The sequence below is a fragment of the Pseudomonas sp. IT-P218 genome (assembly GCF_949767605.1).
Taxonomy (GTDB): Bacteria; Pseudomonadota; Gammaproteobacteria; order Pseudomonadales; family Pseudomonadaceae; genus Aquipseudomonas; species Aquipseudomonas putida_AE.
Genome location: NZ_CATKQQ010000044.1, coordinates 29043 through 48838 on the forward strand (window position 1 = coordinate 29043; position 19796 = coordinate 48838).

General features: G+C 60.8%; 20 protein-coding genes. 15 read left to right on the forward strand and 5 right to left on the reverse strand.

The genetic code is table 11. The features are described 5' to 3' along the window. The first annotated feature begins 81 nt into the window (after positions 1–81). From dusB to ACM6I6_RS20590, 6 genes are all read left to right on the forward strand, one after another. Entirely contained in the window at positions 82–1092 is a 1011-nt protein-coding gene (dusB, locus tag ACM6I6_RS20565) for a tRNA dihydrouridine synthase DusB (protein ID WP_046819700.1), read from the forward strand. Further along, positions 1089–1409: a DNA-binding transcriptional regulator Fis gene (fis, locus tag ACM6I6_RS20570; protein ID WP_046819701.1), complete on the forward strand. Its 321-nt coding sequence runs from the start codon at positions 1089–1091 to the stop codon at positions 1407–1409. Before dusB ends, fis begins: the two co-directional genes overlap by 4 nt. Positions 1410–1491: 82 nt before the next feature. Next, positions 1492–3099, forward strand: a complete 1608-nt coding sequence (gene purH, locus ACM6I6_RS20575) for a bifunctional phosphoribosylaminoimidazolecarboxamide formyltransferase/IMP cyclohydrolase (protein ID WP_034149712.1) — start codon at positions 1492–1494, stop codon at positions 3097–3099. 153 nt (positions 3100–3252) lie between these two features. Further along, positions 3253–4545, forward strand: coding sequence for a phosphoribosylamine--glycine ligase (gene purD, locus ACM6I6_RS20580; protein ID WP_414920650.1), 1293 nt, complete (start codon positions 3253–3255; stop codon positions 4543–4545). Positions 4546–4642: 97 nt separating this feature from the next. After that, the gene (locus ACM6I6_RS20585; protein ID WP_274077490.1) at positions 4643–7417 is read left to right on the forward strand and encodes a hybrid sensor histidine kinase/response regulator; all 2775 of its coding nucleotides are present in this window, start codon (positions 4643–4645) and stop codon (positions 7415–7417) included. A 64-nt stretch (positions 7418–7481) separates the two neighbouring features. Continuing rightward, positions 7482–8078, forward strand: a complete 597-nt coding sequence (locus ACM6I6_RS20590) for a MarC family protein (RefSeq protein WP_008058841.1) — start codon at positions 7482–7484, stop codon at positions 8076–8078. Between the two features lie 44 nt (positions 8079–8122). Here the strand turns inward: ACM6I6_RS20590 and ACM6I6_RS20595 are convergent, their stop codons facing one another. From ACM6I6_RS20595 to cobG, 5 genes are all read right to left on the reverse strand, one after another. Next, positions 8123–8947, reverse strand: a complete 825-nt coding sequence (locus ACM6I6_RS20595; protein ID WP_274077491.1) for a hypothetical protein — start codon at positions 8945–8947, stop codon at positions 8123–8125. A gap of 180 nt (positions 8948–9127) precedes the next feature. Next, the gene (gene cobJ, locus ACM6I6_RS20600) at positions 9128–10822 is read right to left on the reverse strand and encodes a precorrin-3B C(17)-methyltransferase (RefSeq protein ID WP_414920651.1); all 1695 of its coding nucleotides are present in this window, start codon (positions 10820–10822) and stop codon (positions 9128–9130) included. Next, positions 10822–11553 (reverse strand): precorrin-2 C(20)-methyltransferase, encoded by a 732-nt coding sequence (locus tag ACM6I6_RS20605; protein ID WP_274077514.1) that lies wholly within the window; start codon positions 11551–11553, stop codon positions 10822–10824. Before ACM6I6_RS20605 ends, cobJ begins: the two co-directional genes overlap by 1 nt. Then, positions 11553–12179, reverse strand: coding sequence for a precorrin-8X methylmutase (locus ACM6I6_RS20610; RefSeq protein ID WP_274077493.1), 627 nt, complete (start codon positions 12177–12179; stop codon positions 11553–11555). The genes ACM6I6_RS20605 and ACM6I6_RS20610 overlap by 1 nt, the downstream gene beginning before the upstream one ends. Continuing rightward, positions 12172–13494, reverse strand: a complete 1323-nt coding sequence (gene cobG / locus ACM6I6_RS20615) for a precorrin-3B synthase (protein ID WP_414920652.1) — start codon at positions 13492–13494, stop codon at positions 12172–12174. Before cobG ends, ACM6I6_RS20610 begins: the two co-directional genes overlap by 8 nt. Before the next feature lie 192 nt (positions 13495–13686). Here cobG and ACM6I6_RS20620 point away from each other — a divergent pair, with 192 nt between their 5' ends. From ACM6I6_RS20620 to ACM6I6_RS20660, 9 genes are all read left to right on the forward strand, one after another. Then, a complete protein-coding gene (locus tag ACM6I6_RS20620) occupies positions 13687–14337 on the forward strand; it encodes a hypothetical protein (protein ID WP_274077495.1) in 651 nt (216 codons plus the stop codon). 132 nt (positions 14338–14469) lie between these two features. Then, positions 14470–15681, forward strand: coding sequence for a precorrin-6y C5,15-methyltransferase (decarboxylating) subunit CbiE (cbiE, locus tag ACM6I6_RS20625; protein WP_414920653.1), 1212 nt, complete (start codon positions 14470–14472; stop codon positions 15679–15681). Beyond that, positions 15674–16771 carry a cobalt-precorrin-5B (C(1))-methyltransferase gene (locus tag ACM6I6_RS20630; protein ID WP_274077497.1) on the forward strand — a complete coding sequence of 366 codons (1098 nt, stop codon included), beginning with the start codon at positions 15674–15676 and terminating at the stop codon, positions 16769–16771. Before cbiE ends, ACM6I6_RS20630 begins: the two co-directional genes overlap by 8 nt. Continuing rightward, a complete protein-coding gene (locus tag ACM6I6_RS20635; RefSeq protein WP_274077498.1) occupies positions 16768–17496 on the forward strand; it encodes a cobalt-precorrin-6A reductase in 729 nt (242 codons plus the stop codon). The genes ACM6I6_RS20630 and ACM6I6_RS20635 overlap by 4 nt, the downstream gene beginning before the upstream one ends. Positions 17497–17685: 189 nt before the next feature. Then, positions 17686–17988: a type II toxin-antitoxin system RelE/ParE family toxin gene (locus ACM6I6_RS20640; protein WP_408599627.1), complete on the forward strand. Its 303-nt coding sequence runs from the start codon at positions 17686–17688 to the stop codon at positions 17986–17988. Positions 17989–17991: 3 nt separating this feature from the next. Next, positions 17992–18282: an addiction module antidote protein gene (locus tag ACM6I6_RS20645; RefSeq protein WP_274077500.1), complete on the forward strand. Its 291-nt coding sequence runs from the start codon at positions 17992–17994 to the stop codon at positions 18280–18282. Between the two features lie 97 nt (positions 18283–18379). Further along, the gene (locus ACM6I6_RS20650; protein ID WP_414920654.1) at positions 18380–18778 is read left to right on the forward strand and encodes a DUF2946 domain-containing protein; all 399 of its coding nucleotides are present in this window, start codon (positions 18380–18382) and stop codon (positions 18776–18778) included. A gap of 47 nt (positions 18779–18825) precedes the next feature. Then, entirely contained in the window at positions 18826–19305 is a 480-nt protein-coding gene (locus ACM6I6_RS20655; protein WP_274077502.1) for a copper chaperone PCu(A)C, read from the forward strand. Positions 19306–19326: 21 nt separating this feature from the next. Next, positions 19327–19773: a DUF2946 domain-containing protein gene (locus ACM6I6_RS20660; RefSeq protein ID WP_274077503.1), complete on the forward strand. Its 447-nt coding sequence runs from the start codon at positions 19327–19329 to the stop codon at positions 19771–19773. Positions 19774–19796: the final 23 nt, after the last annotated feature.

A 19796-nucleotide genomic window follows, 5' to 3' on the forward strand; every position in this document is an offset into this window, starting at 1 on the left:
CTTTATCCAGTCATCGAGAGCGGGTATCATGCCAACCCTTTTTCGAACTCTCATGATCCGGCCCCACAACAGGGAAGTCCTATGTCGGCGGTACGCATCGGTCCATACACATTACACAACGGCTTGATTCTCGCCCCGATGGCGGGTGTCACCGACCAACCCTTTCGTCAGCTGTGCAAGCGATTGGGCGCGGGGCTAGTAGTCTCGGAAATGGTCACCAGCGACATGAGTCTGTGGAACACCCGCAAGTCTCGCATGCGCATGATCCACGAAGGTGATCCCGAGCCACGCTCGGTACAGATCGCCGGTGGTGACGCACAGATGCTGGCGGATGCGGCCCGGGCCAACGTCGAGCTGGGCGCGCAGATCATTGATATCAACATGGGCTGCCCGGCCAAGAAGGTCTGCAACAAGGCCGCCGGGTCCGCACTGTTGAAGGATGAAGCATTGGTCACCGAGATCCTGCAGGCCGTCGTGGCTGCGGTCGATGTGCCGGTTACCCTGAAGATCCGTACCGGCTGGGACCGGGACAACAAGAACGGCCTGACGGTGGCGAAGATCGCCGAGCAGGCCGGTATTACGGCGCTGGCGGTGCATGGCCGCACCCGTGCCGACCTGTACACCGGCGAGGCCGAGTACGACACCATTGCCGCGATCAAGCAGGCGGTGTCGATGCCGGTCTTCGCCAACGGCGATATCGATTCGCCAGAGAAGGCCCGGTACGTGCTCGACGCGACCGGTGCCGACGGCCTGCTGGTGGGCCGGGCCGCCCAGGGGCGGCCATGGATTTTTCGCGAGATCGACCATTTCCTGCGCACCGGCGAGAAGCTCCCGGCGCTGGACCTGATCGAGGTGGAACGCATTCTGCTAGAGCATCTGGCTGCGCTGCACGCCTTCTATGGAGACGTGATGGGCGTACGCATTGCTCGAAAGCATGTGGGCTGGTATCTCGCAACCTTGCCGGGCGCCAGGGAGTTTCGCGCCCACTTCAATCGTTTGGAAGATACGGAAGCACAATGCGCCAACGTCCAGGGCTTCTTTGCCGGACGGTTCAAGAGCCTGACAGGGGACGCAAAAGGGGTGGCCGCATGACGATGATGACCGAGACTTTAGTGAGTGGAACTGCACCCGTGAGCGACAACGTGAATTTGAAACAGCACCTCAATACGCCAAGCGAAGAAGGCCAGACCCTTCGCGGGAGTGTCGAGAAGGCGCTGCACAATTATTTCGCCCACCTTGAGGGCGCTGCCGTCACGGACGTGTACAACCTGGTGCTCTCCGAAGTCGAGGCTCCCCTGCTCGAGTGCGTGATGAACTACGTCAAGGGCAACCAGACCAAGGCCAGCGAGATGCTCGGACTGAACCGGGGCACGCTGCGCAAGAAACTCAAGCAGTACGATTTGCTGTAAGCATTCAATCAAACCAGAAAGGCGCCCGCGTAAGACCGGTCGCCTTTTTTGCTGACTTCCTTTGCTTTTGATGGAAATTGAGATGACCGACCAGACTACCCGCCTGCCGATCCGCCGCGCCTTGATCAGCGTTTCCGACAAGACCGGGATCCTCGAATTCGCCAAGGAGCTTGAAGCCCTGGGTGTCGAGATCCTCTCCACCGGCGGGACGTTCAAGCTGCTGCAGGACAACGGCGTTGCCGCAGTGGAAGTCGCGGATTACACCGGCTTCGCCGAAATGATGGACGGTCGGGTGAAAACCCTGCACCCGAAAATCCACGGCGGGATCCTCGGTCGTCGCGGTATCGACGACGCCATCATGAACGAACACGGCATCAAGCCGATCGACCTGGTAGCGGTCAACCTGTACCCGTTTGAAGCCACCATCAACAAGCCTGGCTGCGACCTGCCGACCGCCATCGAGAACATCGACATCGGCGGCCCGACCATGGTGCGTTCGGCGGCCAAGAACCACAAGGACGTGGCCATCGTGGTCAACGCCAGCGACTACGCCAGCGTCCTCGAGAACCTCAAAGCCGGCGGCCTGACCTACGCCCAGCGTTTCGACCTGATGCTCAAGGCCTTCGAACACACTGCCGCCTATGACGGCATGATCGCCAACTACATGGGCACCGTGAACCAGGCTGCTGACACCCTCAGCACGGAAGGTCGCAGCGAGTTCCCGCGCACCTTCAACAGCCAGTTCATCAAGGCCCAGGAAATGCGCTACGGCGAGAACCCGCACCAGAGCGCGGCGTTCTACGTGGAAGCCAAGCCTGCCGAAGTTGGCATTGCCACCGCGACCCAGCTGCAAGGCAAGGAACTGTCGTACAACAACGTGGCCGACACCGATGCCGCGCTGGAATGCGTGAAGAGCTTCGTCAAGCCGGCGTGTGTGATCGTCAAGCACGCCAACCCGTGCGGCGTGGCCGTCAGCCCGGACGCCGAAGGCGGCATCCGCAAGGCCTACGACCTGGCTTATGCCACTGACACCGAATCCGCGTTCGGCGGCATCATTGCCTTCAACCGCGAACTGGACGCCGAGACCGCCAAGGCCATCGTCGAGCGTCAGTTCGTCGAAGTGATCATCGCCCCGAGCGTCAGCGAAGAAGCCCGTGCCATTGTCGCTGCCAAGGCCAACGTACGCCTGCTGGCCTGTGGCGAGTGGTCGGCCGATCGCGCCGCTGCCTGGGACTACAAGCGCGTCAATGGTGGCCTGCTGGTACAGAGCCGCGATATCGGCATGATTGGCGCCGATGACCTCAAGGTCGTCACCAAGCGCGCACCGACCGAGCAGGAAATCAACGACCTGATCTTCGCCTGGAAAGTCGCCAAGTACGTGAAGTCCAACGCCATCGTCTACGCCAAGAACCGTCAGACCATCGGTGTCGGCGCAGGCCAGATGAGCCGCGTGAACTCCGCGCGTATTGCTGCGATCAAGGCAGAACATGCTGGTTTGCAGGTAGCCGGTTCGGTGATGGCTTCCGATGCATTCTTCCCGTTCCGCGACGGCCTGGACAATGCGGCCAAGGTTGGCATCACCGCGGTGATCCAGCCAGGTGGCTCGATGCGTGATGCTGAAGTGATTGCTGCGGCGGATGAAGCCGGCATCGCGATGGTCTTTACTGGCATGCGCCACTTCCGTCACTAAGCTCACGACCCACTGTAGGAGCTGGCCTGCCAGCGATAGCATCCCCTCGGTTTAGTGGATAAACCGAGTTGTCTGCATCGCCGGCAGGCCAGCTCCCACAGGAAAGCGTCCCAGCGGCGCTCAACAGAATTAGCGTCATCCGAGGTTTTTGAAATGAATGTCTTGATCATTGGCAGCGGTGGCCGTGAACACGCCCTGGCCTGGAAAGTAGCCCAGGATCCACGGGTGCAGAAAGTGTTCGTGGCACCGGGCAACGCCGGCACCGCCATCGAAGCCAAGTGCGAGAACGTCGCCATCGACGTACTGGCCCTTGAGCAACTGGCGGATTTTGCCGAGAAAAACGTTTCCCTGACCATCGTCGGCCCGGAAGTGCCGCTGGTCGCCGGTGTAGTCGATCTGTTCCGCTCCCGTGGCCTGGACTGCTTCGGTCCGACCGCCGGTGCTGCCCAGCTGGAAGGCTCGAAAGCCTTCACCAAGGACTTCCTGGCTCGCCACAAGATCCCGACCGCCGACTACCAGAACTTCACCGAGATCGAGCCAGCCCTGGCTTACCTGCGTGAAAAAGGCGCGCCGATCGTGATCAAGGCCGACGGCCTGGCCGCCGGTAAAGGCGTGATCGTTGCCATGACCCTGGCCGAAGCCGAAGACGCGGTGCGTGACATGCTCGCGGGCAATGCGTTCGGCGATGCCGGTTCGCGCGTAGTGATCGAAGAGTTCCTCGACGGCGAAGAAGCCAGCTTCATCGTCATGGTCGACGGCAAGAACGTCTTGCCGATGGCCACCAGCCAGGACCACAAGCGCGTCGGCGACGGCGACACCGGCCCGAACACTGGCGGCATGGGCGCCTACTCCCCTGCCCCGGTGGTGACCAGCGAAGTGCACCAGCGCGTCATGGACCTGGTGATCTGGCCGACCGTGCGCGGCATGGCCGAGGAAGGCAATGTCTACACCGGTTTCCTGTATGCCGGCCTGATGATCGACAAGGCGGGCAACCCGAAAGTCATCGAGTTCAACTGCCGTTTCGGTGACCCGGAGACCCAGCCGGTCATGCTGCGTTTGCAGTCGAGCCTGGTTTTGCTGGTCGAAGCCGCCCTGGCGCAGGCACTGGACAAGGTCGAAGCGCAATGGGATCCACGTCCGAGCGTCGGCATCGTCCTGGCGGCAGGCGGCTATCCTGGTGACTACGCCAAGGGTGTGGCCATCAATGGCCTGGATGCAGCCGCGGCAGTGGAAGGCAAAGTATTCCACGCCGGTACCGCGCTCAAGGACGGTCAAGTCGTGACCGCCGGTGGCCGCGTGCTTTGCGCCACGGCCATGGGCGCCAGCGTCGATGCCGCCCAGCAGCAGGCTTACAAACTGGCGGCCAAGATCGATTGGGAAGGCTGTTTCTATCGCAAGGACATTGGCTACCGCGCCATTGCCCGCGAGCGTGGCGAACAGGAATAAGCAACATAACGACAGGCAGGGGCTTGCAGCCCTTGCCTGGCTATTGCGGCGCCGCGCATAGTTATATTCTGGCATTAACCTACGAAAGGATTTCGCCGTGCGCTGGCTCAGGATTGCCATAACTCTAACCGTCACAATGCTGACCTTGCTCTGCATGCTCCCGGCCCAGGCCGCGCAAGGCAGTGGCTGGGCGGTATTGCTCGACGAACAGGGCGACCTGCAGCTGAGCGATATCCGCTCCGCCCGCTACACCAATCAATTCAGCCCCATCGAACTCGACCACCTCACGGCGGCCGAGCCCGAGGGTGCGCTATGGCTGCGTTTCAAGCTTGCGCCGGGCAAGCATGAACAATTGCTGCGGGTGTTCGCACCCGATCTGCTGCACTTCAACCTGTATGTGTTTGACGGCGACAAGCTGATCGAGCAATCCCATACAGGCAACGAGCAACCGCTGGCAGACCGCCCATTGCCCAGCAGCGACTTCATGCTGCCGTTGCCGCAAAGCGAAAAGACCCTGGACGTTTACCTGCGACTGGTTTCCGAACACCAGTTGAGGCCCTACATCACCTTGCAATCGGCGGTCATCACCGCGGCCAATCAGAACCAGACGCTGGTCTACGGGCTGCTGTTGGGTTGCATTGCCATGCTGATCCTGCACAACCTCATCCGCTATGCCTATACCCGTTCGACCAGCAGTGTCTGGCTGGCGGTGTGCGAAGCCTTGTTGATGCTCAGCCTGGTGCTGTTGTTGAACCTGGCGGGCCCCTGGATCCCGGATTGGCAAGCCGTGCAAACCCCCGGTGCCTACCTCGCCTTGCTGCTGACGGCCCCCAGCGGCCTGATATTTGCCTATCGTTTCTTCAAGCCCCTCGGCCCGCATCCGCTGAACAAGCTGCTGGTGGGCGACATCCTGTTCATCATGATCTGCAGCCTGCTGCTGTTGTTCGTCAACACGCTGCCGCTGAACATCATCACCTACGCACTGGTCGCACTGGCCGGCCTGAGCATGTTGTTCGTCAGCGCCTATCACTGGCAAAAAGGCTATCGCCCGGCGCGGCTGTTCGTGGCGGCCATGGTGGTATTCAACCTTGGCACCCTGATCATCCTGCCCGCCTTGCTGGGGCTGACCCTGATCGAACCCCATGACCTGATCACCACCCTGCTGGTGTTCATCTGCATCAGTGGCCTGTTGATGAGCATTGCCCTGAGCGAACGCCAGCGCAGTATTACCGAAGCTCGTTTCAGTATCAGTCGCGACCTGGCGGCCAGCAACGCCGAGGTCAATGCCAAGGCCGAGTTCCTGGCAAAGATCAGCCATGAGATCCGCACGCCGATGAATGGCGTGCTGGGCATGACCGAGTTACTGCTGGGCACGCCGCTGTCGGTCAAGCAGCGCGATTATGTGCAGACCATCCACAGTGCCGGCAACGAACTGCTGACATTGATCAACGAAATTCTCGACATTTCCAAACTCGAGTCCGGACAGATCGAACTGGATGATGTGCAGTTCGATCTCAACGCCCTGATCGAAGACTGCCTGAGCATCTTCCGCGCCAAGGCCGAGCAGCAGAACGTCGAGCTGATCAGCTTCATCCAGCCACAAGTACCGCGCGTGATCAGTGGCGACCCGACGCGCTTGCGCCAGACGTTGCTGAGCCTTTTGGAAAACGCCCTGAAGAAAACCGACGAAGGCGAGATCCTGATCGTCGTCGCCCTCGACGAACGCAGCAGCCATCCACGCCTGCGCATCGCCGTACAAGACAGCGGCGAACCGATGGACGCCGAAGAGCGCGACGCGCTGATGCACGCCGAACTGCACAGCAAGCATTTCCTCTCGACCAACCACCTGGGCGGTAATCTGGGGCTGGTGATCGCCCGTCAACTGATTCGCCTGATGCAAGGCGAATTCGGCATCAAGAGTGGCAACAACCAGGGCAGTACCTTGTGGCTGACCTTGCCGCTGGACCCTGACCGCCTGGAGCATCCGACCTCGGACCTCGATGGCCCGCTGCAGGGTGCACGGGTACTGGTGGTGGATGACAACGACACCTGCCGCAAGGTGCTGGTGCAGCAGTGCACCGCCTGGGGCTTGAACGTGAGCGCCGTACCCTCGGGCAAGGAAGCGTTGGCGTTGTTGCGCACCAAGGCGCACCTGCGTGACTACTTCGATGTGGTCCTGCTGGACCAGAACATGCCCGGCATGACCGGCATGCAACTGGCTGCCAAGATCAAGGAAGACCCGAGCCTGAACCACGACATCCTGCTCATCATGCTGACCGGCATCAGCAATGCGCCGAGCAAGATCATCGCGCGCAACTCGGGGATCAAACGCATCCTGGCCAAACCCGTGGCCGGCTATACCCTCAAGACCACCCTGGCCGACGAACTGAACCAGCGCAACAAAGGGCTCGCGGTCCCGCAACACTCGCCATCCGGCCCGCCGTTGCCGATCAAGGTGCCCAGCGATTTCCGCATTCTGGTGGCCGAAGACAACAGCATTTCGACCAAGGTCATCCGCGGCATGCTGGGCAAGCTCAACCTGCAACCGGACACCGCCAGCAATGGCGAAGAAGCCTTGGTGGCGATGAAGGCGCAGCGTTACGACCTGGTGCTGATGGACTGCGAAATGCCGATCCTCGACGGCTTTTCAGCGACCCAGCAGCTGCGTGCCTGGGAAGTCGGCAATCAGCGGACCCGCACCCCGGTGGTCGCGTTGACCGCACACATCCTCGCCGAGCATAAGGAGCGGGCACGCCAGGCCGGAATGGACGGACACATGGCCAAGCCGGTCGAGCTCTCGCAGTTGCGCGAATTGATCGAACACTGGGTTGCCCAGCGCGATCAGAACCGCACGACGACGCCAACGTCCTGAGCCGACAGACTCCACGGCGCCTGTTAGACTCCCACTCGACTTCCCTCGCCAGTGAGCCTGCCCCATGCTCCACGTGTTGTTCAGCGTTTACTTGAAGATGCTGGTGCTCTACAGCCCGTTCTTCGTGTTGTCCTGCTTCATCAGCCTGACCCGCGGTTATTCGCGCAAGGAACAACGTCGACTGGCCTGGAAAGTGGCCATTGCCACCTTGGTCTCCAGCGTCTTGCTGTACCTGTTCGGGCGGGTAATTTTCAGCGTGTTCGGCATCACCGTGGACGCCTTCCGCATCGGTGCCGGCAGTGTGCTGTTCATCTCGGCGCTGGGCATGGCCCAAGGCAAATCGGCGGTGCAGACCGACAACGTGCAACAGGACGTGACCATAGTCCCCCTGACCATCCCGCTGACCGTCGGCCCCGGCACCATTGGCGCCTTGCTGGTGATGGGCGTGAGTCAGCCGCACTGGGACGACAAACTCACGGCCATCGTCAGTATTGCCCTGGCCAGCTTTACCGTGGGGGTGGTGCTGTACCTGTCCAACCGTATTGAACGCATACTCGGCGACCAAGGCTTGCAGATAGTCAGCCGATTGATGGGGCTGTTTGTGTGTGCGCTGGCGGCGCAGATTATATTCACGGGCGTGAAGGGTTACCTGGTGCCCTGAATGCTCCAGCACACCCAGAGGTCAGTAACCTCTGGGCCTGCTGATTATTGTGTGCGTTTACGGCGTTGAAACCGTTTTACCAACTGCGTGCTCTGGTGCAGACCGAGCACTGCTTCAATTTCTTGTTTGACGTGAGAATAACGAAGCGGGTTGAAAGTGACAAAAGAGGCGGCGCGAAAAGTATTCAGGTCCGATGTCTTCCAGTCTAAAAAAACCACCTTGCCATCGTCTTTGTCGGCATTGCTGTCGATGGACGACAACATGATCAGTACCAGACCATTCTTCAGTTGCTCGCAGGGCAATATCGCCAGTTTGACACCTTTGGTCTTCGTGACTTCATAGTTGAAAACCTTGATGGTTTCGGGCTCCTTCTTCAGCGCATCCAGGGTGGAATCCGCGACCGCGCCCAATACCGTCGCACCAGGAATGGCCGCTTTTGCCGCATCGATACCCGACTTGATAATGTCTGTGACGATGTTGGCCATCGTCAGCTGCACAGCACTGCGACTGTGCTCGACATAACCGCTGTCGGGAACGTAGCAGCCCAGATCTTCCATGCAATTTAGAAATGCACGATGCCACTCCTTAGGCTTTTTATCACCCGGGACTTCCAGGGTCGCCTCCATCTTCGAAAACTTGATGATGTTTTCGATAATCTCCATGTTCTCGAGTGACACATTGTCGCCGTAACCGACAAGTGTATTCCCAAGGACAACAGCATCGAGCTCCTTGGTAGGACTCGAAACTTCCACGGTGGCCAGCTTTTGCATTCGGGCAACATTCGGCATCAGGGACTGGCGCCGCGCAATACGCCAGCCGACCAAGTCATTACTTTCTTCTACACTCAGAGAACCTTCATTATTTAACATATCAAACAATCCTTATTAGTTTCGTTTAGCGCCCTCCTGGGCAAAACGAATCTAACCCACTGCACCGCCGCCTACAAACTGCACTAATGACCATATGTGTATAACTTGAAGCCAGACAAAAAATCGCCCGAGCCAACGACTCGGGCGATCCAATGTTATTCAATTTGAAAACAGAAATGCCTATTTGATGTCGATCAACTTGTCACCATAACTTCGTGGCGTGTACACCCATGACACCCCATGCAAGCGTGGAAACACTCGAGTCGTGGATGAACCGATCAACACCATGGTTCGCATGTCGACCTGATCCGGCGTCAATTGACCGAGGGTCGTTACCCGCAAAGTCTGTCCCGGACGGGCGATATCGCGCCCCAGCACCACCGGTGTATCGGCTGCACGGTGCCGGGCGACGACCTCCAGTGCGCGCCCCAACTGCCACGGCCGTGACCGTGAGATCGGGTTATAGAACGCCATCGCCAGATCAGCCTGCGCCGCCAGGTCCAGGCGTTTCTCGATGATTTCCCATGGCTTGAGGTTGTCCGACAGCGACAGCACACAGAAGTCATGCCCCAGCGGTGCTCCCGCCTGGGCGGCTGTCGCCAGTGAGGCCGAGACACCCGGCAGGATCTCCAGGTCGACCTGATGCCAGGCCGGGTCGCCGGATTCATGCAGTGCTTCGAGCACCGCCGCCGCCATGGCAAATACGCCGGGATCCCCGGAAGACACAACCACCACGCTGCGGCCTTGCACAGCGAGCTCAAAGGCATGCCGGGCGCGCTGCATTTCTTCACGGTTGTCGGTGCAGTGCAACACCTGGTCTGGCCGATAAGGGCCCGCCATGCGCACATAGGTTTCATAACCGAGCACGTCGTTGGCACGCGCCAGTTCAGCCTTGACCGCCGGCACCATCAACTCGACAGCACCCGGACCGATGCCGATGACGGCAAGGCGCCCGCGGGGACGACCGATCAGCGTGACGTCCAGCGGCTGTTCGGCGACCGCCAGGGTAATTCCGTTATCGGTGTGCAGAACCACGGGGAGCCCGATCACCTCCTCGACGCTGTTCGCTGCCGTAAACCGCAGCGCGACACCCAACTCCAGCGCCACATCATGCAGCGTCGGATTACCCATCATCTGATCGCTGGCCAACAGGCACGCCAGGGATTGCTGCGCAATTTTCGCCCGGCGCAAAGCCTGGCGAATGGCCTCGGGCAGGTCTGCAACGTCGTCGCTCACCAGCGCTACGACGCTTTTTGGATAGATCAGCAACTCATTGGCCGCAGGTTCGCGCTCGGCGGTGCTGACATGAATCGACAGATTCGCCTGCTGATCCTGGGGCAACTGTGCTTGCGCGAGCCAAGGTGCCTCACCTTCGATCCGTACAGGTTCGCCGCCGAGCAGGTCGGACACAAAACGTTTGCCGAGCTCCAGGTCAGCCAATGCATAGCCGCTTGGCGGGTTGAGCAAACAGGTGCCGAAGCGCAGCTCGCCACTGGTGGTGATCGCCGCCGCCACGCCCAGCCCTTGGGCAATTTCCCGGGCCAGCAGATTGACGCCGCCCAGGCCGCCCAACAGCGGCACCACCGCGCTGCCATCTTCGGCAACCGCCAGGACCGGCGGCTCCGCGCCCTTTTCCAGCAGCAGCGGCGCCAGGGTGCGAATCACGATGCCGGCCGCGCACAGTGCGATGATCGGCGTGTCCTGTTGATAGAGCTCACGCAGGGTTGCGCCGAACTCCTGGTAGAGGCGGTCAGCACCGTCGACCCGTTCGGCCAGGCCGTGGATCAGGGCGCCCGGGTACAACTGCTGGATCTTGCGTGCGGTAGCGAGGCTGCCATTGCCGAGAATGACAATCGCCGGGACGGGACGAGTCATCAGCCTTGCCACCTTTCACCGGGAACGATGATCAGCGAGAAATACGGCGAAGACAGCGGATCGACCTGATCCAGCGGCACGATCTTCTGGTTGGCCATGGTCGCGCGCTCGACGTACAGCGCTCGCCCGGCCAGGCCCAGTTCTTCCAGCACCTGGCGGACTTTGGGGAAATTGCGCCCCAGCTTCATGACCACCGCGGCGTCGGCATCGGCCAACCGGCGCTTGAGCTCTTCGTGCGGCAGCACGCCGGACAACACCGACAGGCTCTGGTTGCGGTACACCAGTGGCGCACCGAGCACCGAGGCGCCGCCCAGCATCGAGCAGACACCCGGCACGACTTCGGCCTCATAGCGCTCGGCCAGGCGGTCGTGCAGGTACATGTAGGAGCCGTAGAAGAACGGATCGCCTTCGCAGATCACGGCCACATCACGACCGGCATCGAGATGCGCGGCCAGTTGTTCGCCAGCGGTATCGTAGAAATCGCTGATCACCTGCTCGTAGGACAGCGGCGCCGGCAAGGCCTCGGTGGTGACCGGGTAGACCAGTGGCAGCAGTGTCTGCGCATCCTGCAGATGCGCTTCGATGATGCCGAAGGCATTGCCCTTTTTGCCTTTGGCAACGAAATACGCCACCACCGGCGATTCGCGCAGCAGGCGCAGGGCCTTGACGGTAATCAGTTCCGGATCACCGGGGCCGACGCCAAGGCCGATCAAACGTCCTGGTTGCTGCATCATTCGATCTCCGTGGCGAGGGCATTGACGGCGGCGGCAGCCATGGCGCTACCACCCAGGCGGCCTTGCATGATCACAAAGGGCACGCCGCGACTGTTCGCCGCGAGCATCGCCTTGGACTCGGCGGCGCCGACAAATCCCACCGGGAAACCGAGGATCAGGGCAGGCTTGGGGGCACCGGCGTCGAGCATTTCCAGCAGGTAGAACAAGGCAGTCGGCGCATTGCCGATTACCACCACGCTGCCTTCCAGGTAGGGACGCCACAGCTCCAGCGCCACGGCCGAGCGGGTGTTGCCCAGCTCACGGGCCAGGTCCGGCACGCTGTCATCGCGCAGGGTGCAGATCACTTCGTTGTTCGCCGGCAAGCGCGCGCGGGTCACGCCCTCGGAGACCATTCGCGCATCGCACAGAATCGGCGCCCCCGCGGCTAACGCATCGCGCCCGGCCTTGCCCGCGCCTGCGGAAAACTGCAGGCCATCGATCGCCTCGACCATACCGCAGGCGTGGATCACCCGGACCGCGAGTTTTTCCAGATCAGCCGGGATTCGCTCCAGGTTGGCCTCGGCGCGAATGATCGCGAAAGAGTTGCGATAGATCTCCTGACCGTCGCGGATGTAATCAAGCATCAAGGGGACTCCGTGGGCGGGCATCAAGCCATGCGCCAGCCGCTTCAATTGTGAGATTGCGTGCTTGCAGCGCGCCGAAACCCGGCAACGCTGCATCGCGAAAATAAAGATCGTAGTGACCGGTACCGGTCGCCAGCAGTGTGACGGGCGCCGTATGGGCGCATGCACAGGAGCGCGGGCAACCCGACAAGTGCACCTGCTGCCGCTCCGGCTGATCGTGCAGCCGTGCCGCCAGTTGCCGCGCATCGCCCTTGGTATCCGCCAACCCTTTGCCACAACCGGCCGAGCCGGTGCAGGCCACCACAGAGCACAGGGGCTCACGGGGGTCGACCAGGAAACCCAGCGCCTGCAACTGTTGGATGACGAGCGCGGCATCCTGGTGACGGATATTGGGCAGCAACAGGCTTTGCCACGGCGTCAGGCGCAGGCTGGCGTCACCCAGAGTTGCGCAGAGCTCGGCCGCCCCCTTGAGCATCGTCGGGTCGAGCCGCCCCAGCGGTGGCATGGCTCCGACGTACATCAGGCCTTCCTGACGTTGTGGAAAACTGCCGATGGGTTGACCGGAACGGCGAGCCGGGGCTTGCCATTGTCCGATGTCGAGCAAGGGTACGCGCCCGGCCAGCGTTTGCAGCAACGAAGGGCGCGAATGTTCGGCCAGCAGATGGCGCATTCGGGTCTGGTCCGGCCGCGCGAGTTCCAGAAACAACTCCAGCACGGCCACCACCAGGCGATGTCCATCGCCCAGCAATACCGCGCCGACGGGTGTGTCGACAGGACACCCGGCAAGACCGAAGACCAGCAGTGCCTCGCCGTTGCGCTCAATCGCGCTCAACCACAGGTCATGTGGATGCTCGAGCATCGCCAGACTTTCACCGCCATCGAGCAGCACAGCGAACTTGGCCGATAACTCATGGAAGCGCGGATGGGTTTGCAAGCTGTTTAGAATTTGCCGGGCCAGCGGCCGAGTGTCGATCAGCATGTCCTGATCGATGCCGGCACTGGGGCTCAGCATCAGATTGCGCACGTCGTCGCCAAGGGCAGTGGTGGGGCCAAGTCCAGCGGCCAGCAGGCTCTCGATCAACGCCGGCGTCTGCTGACCAATCCCGCGGATTTGCAAATTCGCCCGGTTGGTCGCTTCGATGACGCCACCGGCATACAGCCGGGCAGCGTCAGCGACAGCCACGGCCTGGTCCGCGCGCAGGGAGCCACCGTCGAGTTTGATCCGGCAAATTCCGCCATCCAGCGCCTGGACGACACGCAACAACCCGGGACAGGCCGAAGGGCGCAAAGGACTGGAGGCTTGAGGTGAATTCACGGGATGACCGGTAACGGGACGAAGAGCGGCATTATGCCTGCTTTATCCAGCCGGATGAAAAGACCGAGTGGATTGACGACGAAACGCAAGTACTTACAGAAAGAATCAAATTAACACGCCGAGAAATTTTCAACTGCCCGGGGGCTCTTGTACTTTGCAGTGACCAACAAGGATGTTTGTCAGGAGTTGCATATGGATAATAAAACCCCAGCGGGCCTGTTAACCGGCCCCAATTTGATTTCGTGCATTGGAGAACTCTCGCTGCAAGACTTTGACGACATGACCCATTGCACACAGATCGCCACTCGATCCGCCGATATGATCTGCAGTCGTTTTACCGACTCGACACAATGGCTCGATGAATATGTCAAAACGCTGAATTTCCTCGGCTGGTGGATCTTCGAGGACAGCATTTCCACCCGCATTCGTCACGACGTCTCCAATAGTGTCGCGGACTTCCTGGTACAAAGCGCCCAGGCCATGCCGGACAGCCGCCAGGGCAACGCCATGATCGACACGCTCGACGCATTGAAACCGGATAAACCGGCACTCTACTCCCTGGATACGGAAAGCCTGATGGGAAAGCGATTTCAGGTCATGCCTGCACGTTACGACGCCAAGGGTTTCCTGGAAATTGCCGTGTTCAATCTGGAGTTGGTGAGTTATGCAAAAAAAAGCGCTTTTCTGTTCTTCGATTGGGAGGGGCAGGCTTCAAAAATCATTCAACAACGGGCTTACCTGAAACTGGACAGAAACAAACTCGACGCTAAAAGAGCACTCATCGACAAGAAACGTCGCGAAATCCTCATGAGCAAGTTCGACTTGCGAAGGAATAGAGGATGACGCCCCGCGCAGCGATTTCACCGACTGACCGCAGGCCACGGCAATCAACACCGCGCTATGATGCGCACCCGTGCAGGTCGACACAGGCCTGAGCGCGGTGATGACAGCTTCGCTTTGCAAATGAGGAACAGCATGACCCCCTGGCTGACAGTGGTAGGTATCGGTGAAGACGGCTTCAAGGGCCTGGGTAAAAACGCCCGACATGCTCTATTGGGCGCTTCGCGGATCATTGGCGGTCAACGGCAGCTGGATCTGTTGCCGGCTTGCATCCGGGGTGAACGGCAGTCATGGCCCAGCCCGTTTTCCCTCGACCCGGTACTGACCAGACGCGGCGAGCCTGTCTGCGTCCTCGCCAGTGGCGATCCGATGTTCTTTGGCGTCGGCGCCAGCTTCGCCCGACAACTGCCTGTCGATGAGATGCTGATCCTGCCGGCCCCCTCGTCTTGCTCGCTGGCCGCCGCGCGGATGGGCTGGGCCCTGCAGGACGTGGTCACGCTTTCTGTCGTCGCCCGCCCTGTCGCCGCGCTTAACGCGCACTGGGCTAGCGGTGTTCGCCTGCTGGTACTGAGCAACGATGGCCGAAGCCCGGGTGAAATCTGCCGGTTGTTGTGTGAACGCGGTTTCGGCGCAAGTCGTATCACCGTCCTCGAACATCTGGGCGGCGGAGCCGAGCGTCGCATCGACGGCATCGCCAACGACTGGCTCGACCCGGTGATCGCCGACTTGAACCTGATCGCCATCGACTGCGTTGCCGATCCCGCCACTGCGCGCCTGTCCCGCCTGGCCGGCTTGCCCGACTCGGCATTCAAGCATGACGGCCAGCTGACCAAACGCGACGTGCGTGCCATCACCCTCGCCCGCCTGGCACCGGTCCCCGGTGAATTGTTGTGGGATGTCGGCGCCGGCAGCGGTTCGATCGGCATCGAATGGATGCGCACCCATCCGGGTTGCCGTGCGCTGGCGATCGAGGCCGACGCCGGGCGCCAACAACTGATCGAGCACAACAGAGACGCTCTGGGCGTGCCCGGCCTGCAACTGATTCGCGGCAGTGCGCCGCAAGCACTGGCAGGCCTCGAAAGCCCGGATGCGATTTTCATCGGTGGCGGGGTCACCCGTGAAGGCGTGCTCGACACTTGCTGGGCAGCGCTCAAACCCGGCGGCCGGCTGATCGCCAACGCGGTCACGCTGCAAAGTGAAATGACCCTGATGGCGTGGCGCGAACAACACGGTGGCGAACTGACGCGTATCCATATCGCCCAGGCGCAACCACTGGGAGACTTCGATACCTGGCGCCAGGCGTTGCCCATTACCTTGCTGGATGTGACGAAGCCTTTCGATGCGTGACGAAACCGCCGAACAACCTGCCCCGCTGCGCAGCGGACTGACCACCGGCAGCTGCGCCACCGCGACCAGCCTGGCGGCGGCTCGCCTGTTGCTCGGTGGTGGAAGCTCGGACGCCGTGCAAATCGTCCTGCCCAAAGGCAAGCAGGTGCAGATGCGCCTGGAGTTCTGCCGCTTGATCGATGACGGCGCAGAGGCCGGGACGATCAAGGATGCCGGGGACGATCCAGACGTGACCCACGGTGCACTGCTCTATAGCCAGGTGCGTCTACTGGACGAGCCAGGTGTTCGCTTCAGTGCCGGGCGAGGTGTCGGAACGGTCACCCGCCCGGGACTGGTGTTGGGCGTCGGCGAGCCGGCAATCAATCCGGTCCCGCGCAAGATGATCAGCGATCACCTGACGCTGCTCGCCGTTGAGCTGGGCTACAGCGGCGGTTTCGAGGTCACGGTGAACGTCGAGGACGGCGAGGCCCTGGCGTTGAAAACCATGAACCCGCGCCTGGGCATTCTCGGCGGCCTGTCGATCCTCGGCACCAGCGGCATCGTCCGGCCGTTTTCCTGCGCGGCCTACATCGCCTCGATCCACCAGGGCATCGATGTCGCCAAGACCAACGGCTATCTGCACATCGCCGCCTGTACCGGCAACGCCAGCGAAGACACCATGCGCCGGGTCTACCACCTGCCGGAAATCGCCCTGATCGAAATGGGCGATTTCGTCGGTGCAGTGCTCAAGCATCTGCGCAAGGTGCCCGTGGATAAACTGAGCATTTGCGGCGGCTTCGGCAAGATCAGCAAACTGGCGGCGGGGCATATGGACCTGCACAGTCGGCATTCGAGCATCGATCTGCCACAACTGGCCGAATGGGCCGCCGCAATCGGCGCCGATGCCGCCTTGCAGCAAGGCATCCGCGAAGCCAACACCAGTCAACAGGCCCTGGCCATGGCCAGCTCCGCAGGTATCGCCCTCGGCGATGCCGTGTGCCAACACGCCCTGGACTTTGCCCGCAGCGTGGTGCCGGCGCAGGTTCAGGTCGAAGTGTTTGCCATCGATCGCCAAGGCGGGATCGTCGGCCATGCGGGAGCTTTTCAATGAAACGCATTCTGTTGCTCGGCGGCGTGACCGAGGCCCTGGCGATTGCCCGAACCCTGGGGCCGCAACACATCTATAGCCTGGCCGGTATCGGTCGGGTGCCGACGGATTTGCACTGCCAGGTGCGCGTGGGTGGCTATGGCGGCGCCGAAGGCCTGGCTCAGTTCGTCCGCGATGAACGGATTGATCTGTTGCTCGATGCTACTCATCCCTACGCCGCCCAAATCAGTCAAAACGCCGCGACGGCCGCCCGTTTGAGCGGCATCGCCTGCTGGGCGCTACGCCGTCCGGCCTGGCAACCACAGGCCGGTGATGACTGGCGTGAGGTCAGCGATTGGGCCGGACTGATCGAAGCGCTGAAGCCCTTCCGGCGACCGCTGTTCACATTGGGCCGCGAGCCGTTGCAACATCTGGACGAGATTCCACCGGAGCAATTCTGGACCCTGCGCGCGCTGGACGTTTATCCCGGCAATGAACGCTGCGAAGTGATCGGCGCACGCGGACCGTTCCTGATCGACGATGAACGCGAGCTGTTCGAACGTCGCAACATCGACGTGTTGATCAGCAAAAACAGCGGCAGTAGCGCTACTGAACCGAAACTGGATGTGGCGCGCGAGCGTGGCTTGCCGGTACTGATATTGAAGCGGCCGGAGTTGCCGGTGGTAGAGCGGGAGTTTGGGTCGGTGCCAGATATGCTGGTTGCCCTGTCGACGTCAGACAATTCCTGAGCGCTACTGAACCCTGCGATTTTGCCGGCAAAACTCTCGGACAGATCTGACTTTCCACATCAGGGCTCTAACCCTATAGTCCTTTTCCTCCTGATCCCATCAAGCGCACCCACCATTTACAGGGATGAATGGGTTCGCCTCGAGAAAAGAGTTGCTTGCCACAATGTATCCCAAGGAATACGATCCACTATGATCGAGTTTGAACGATCCCGAATATTTGCCGATTGGCTCAACTCACTGAGGGACACCATCGGCAAAGCTCGGATAATCGCCAGACTTCGAGCCTCCGAGCATGGAAATTTTGGTGATTGTGAATCCGTAGGCGCTGGCGTTCATGAAATGCGTGTTCATTACGGCCCTGGCTACAGGCTGTACTTCACTCGCAAAGATGAAGTGATTTACTTACTGTTGATCGGGGGCGACAAATCGACTCAAAAACGAGATATCAAACGTGCTATTCAAATGGCACAAAACATCGGTAGTGAGGAGTAAATCATGGCCGAACGATTCACCCGTTTTGACGCCGCCGAGTTTCTCAAAACACCGGAAGAAATGGCGGCTTATCTGGACGCCTGCTTTGAAGAGGATGCTGGCGACGGTGTGTTGATACGTGCAGCGCTGAACGATATAGCCCGAGCGAAGGGTATGACACAAATTGCCCGTGATGCCGGCCTTGGACGCGAGAGCCTTTACAAAGCGCTGAGCAGCAGTGGCAATCCCGAATTCGCGACTATCATGAAGGTTATGAAAGCCTTGGGCCTGCGTTTGCATGCCATCGCTGTCTGATTGGGCTGCGACACCACACCGCACGCAGTCTTTTTACTTATCGGCCCTGATCAGGCTAAATAGCCGCGCCTGATCGCCCACCCACCGGATTTGTCCCATGTCCCGACAACGGCTTGCAATTGCCTGGATCGCCTGCTTTGCAGTGCTGTTCAACATGCTCGCCATGCCGATGACCGGAGCGCTGGCGCAGGCGGCGAAGTCGCCAGCCGAACAATTGTTGTGGGGCAGTTTCTGCTCGTCCAGCGGCACCAGGATGGTGGCAATATCCCTCGGCGACATCGAGCAGAAAAAACCGCAAAGCGACGATCACTCCAACATGCAGCATTGCTGGTGCTGCTCTGGCTCCGCGCCACTGGTGGCGTTGCCCGGGCATGAGCCGCAGCTGTATTTCGCGCACTTCGAGTCAAATCGAAGCCTGCCGCCCCCATCCCTCAACACCCCGACACCCCGCCAGCAATGGCCCAGCCTCAACCCCCGCGCCTCCCCTCTGGTGTGATGACTTCTCGCAATTGACCTGCGTTTTGAATCACCTGGAGAACTGCCATGTTGAACAGACTCATCGTTCTGGCCGCGTTGCTGCTGCCTGCCTGCTTTGCCAATGCCCACGAATACAAGGTCGGCGCACTGGAAATCGCTCACCCGTGGTCGCAGGAGCTGCCGCCCAATGCACCCAACGTCGCCGCGTATTTCGTGATCCATAACGCGGGTAACACAGCCGACCGCCTGCTCAGTGTCGACTCACCGATCTCGGGCGAAGCGCAACTGCATGAGCACTTGATGCAAAACGACCTGATGAAAATGCAGCAGGTGCCCAGCGTGGAGATCCCCGCCGGCGGCGACGTCACCTTTGCACCGATGGCCTACCACGTCATGTTGCTGGGGTTGAAAGACCGCAGCCTGCTCAGCGATGGCAAGCGCTTCCCTCTTACCCTGCATTTCGAGAAGTCCGGTGACGTGACTGTCGAAGTGGCGGTGCAGAAGCAGGCGCCCGAGGCCACGCAAAAGCACGCACACGTTCAGTAACCCACTGAGCTCAGGCCGCCCATGCGCCCGCCAGGCACCAGGACATCCGCCCACCGTCGTCAGCCATTGAGCCTGACGCGCGGCAGCTGGATCAGCCTGTTCGCCATGTTGATGATCTTTATCGGTCCGCTGATTTCTCAGTCGATGCCGATGGATCAGCACGCCTCGACCTCCATGAACATGTCGATGGACATGAGCATGGACATGTCGGCGATGGAGCACGCCGATCACGGCGCACCAGCGGCTGCCGAGCATTGCCCGCCTGCGTCCGGGCACCATGCACTCTGGGAAAAATGCGGCTATTGCAGCCTGCTGTTCAACTGCCCGGCGCTCACCGGTGGCGGCTCGTTCACCGCGTTCGACACCCCGCCCGCCAACACTTTCACCACCCCATCCCCGCGCCTGGGCCATGCCCGGCAAACCTTCTTCCCCGGCGCCCGCACCCGCGCCCCGCCCGTCGTCGCGTAAACAATCACCTCTGATTTCACACG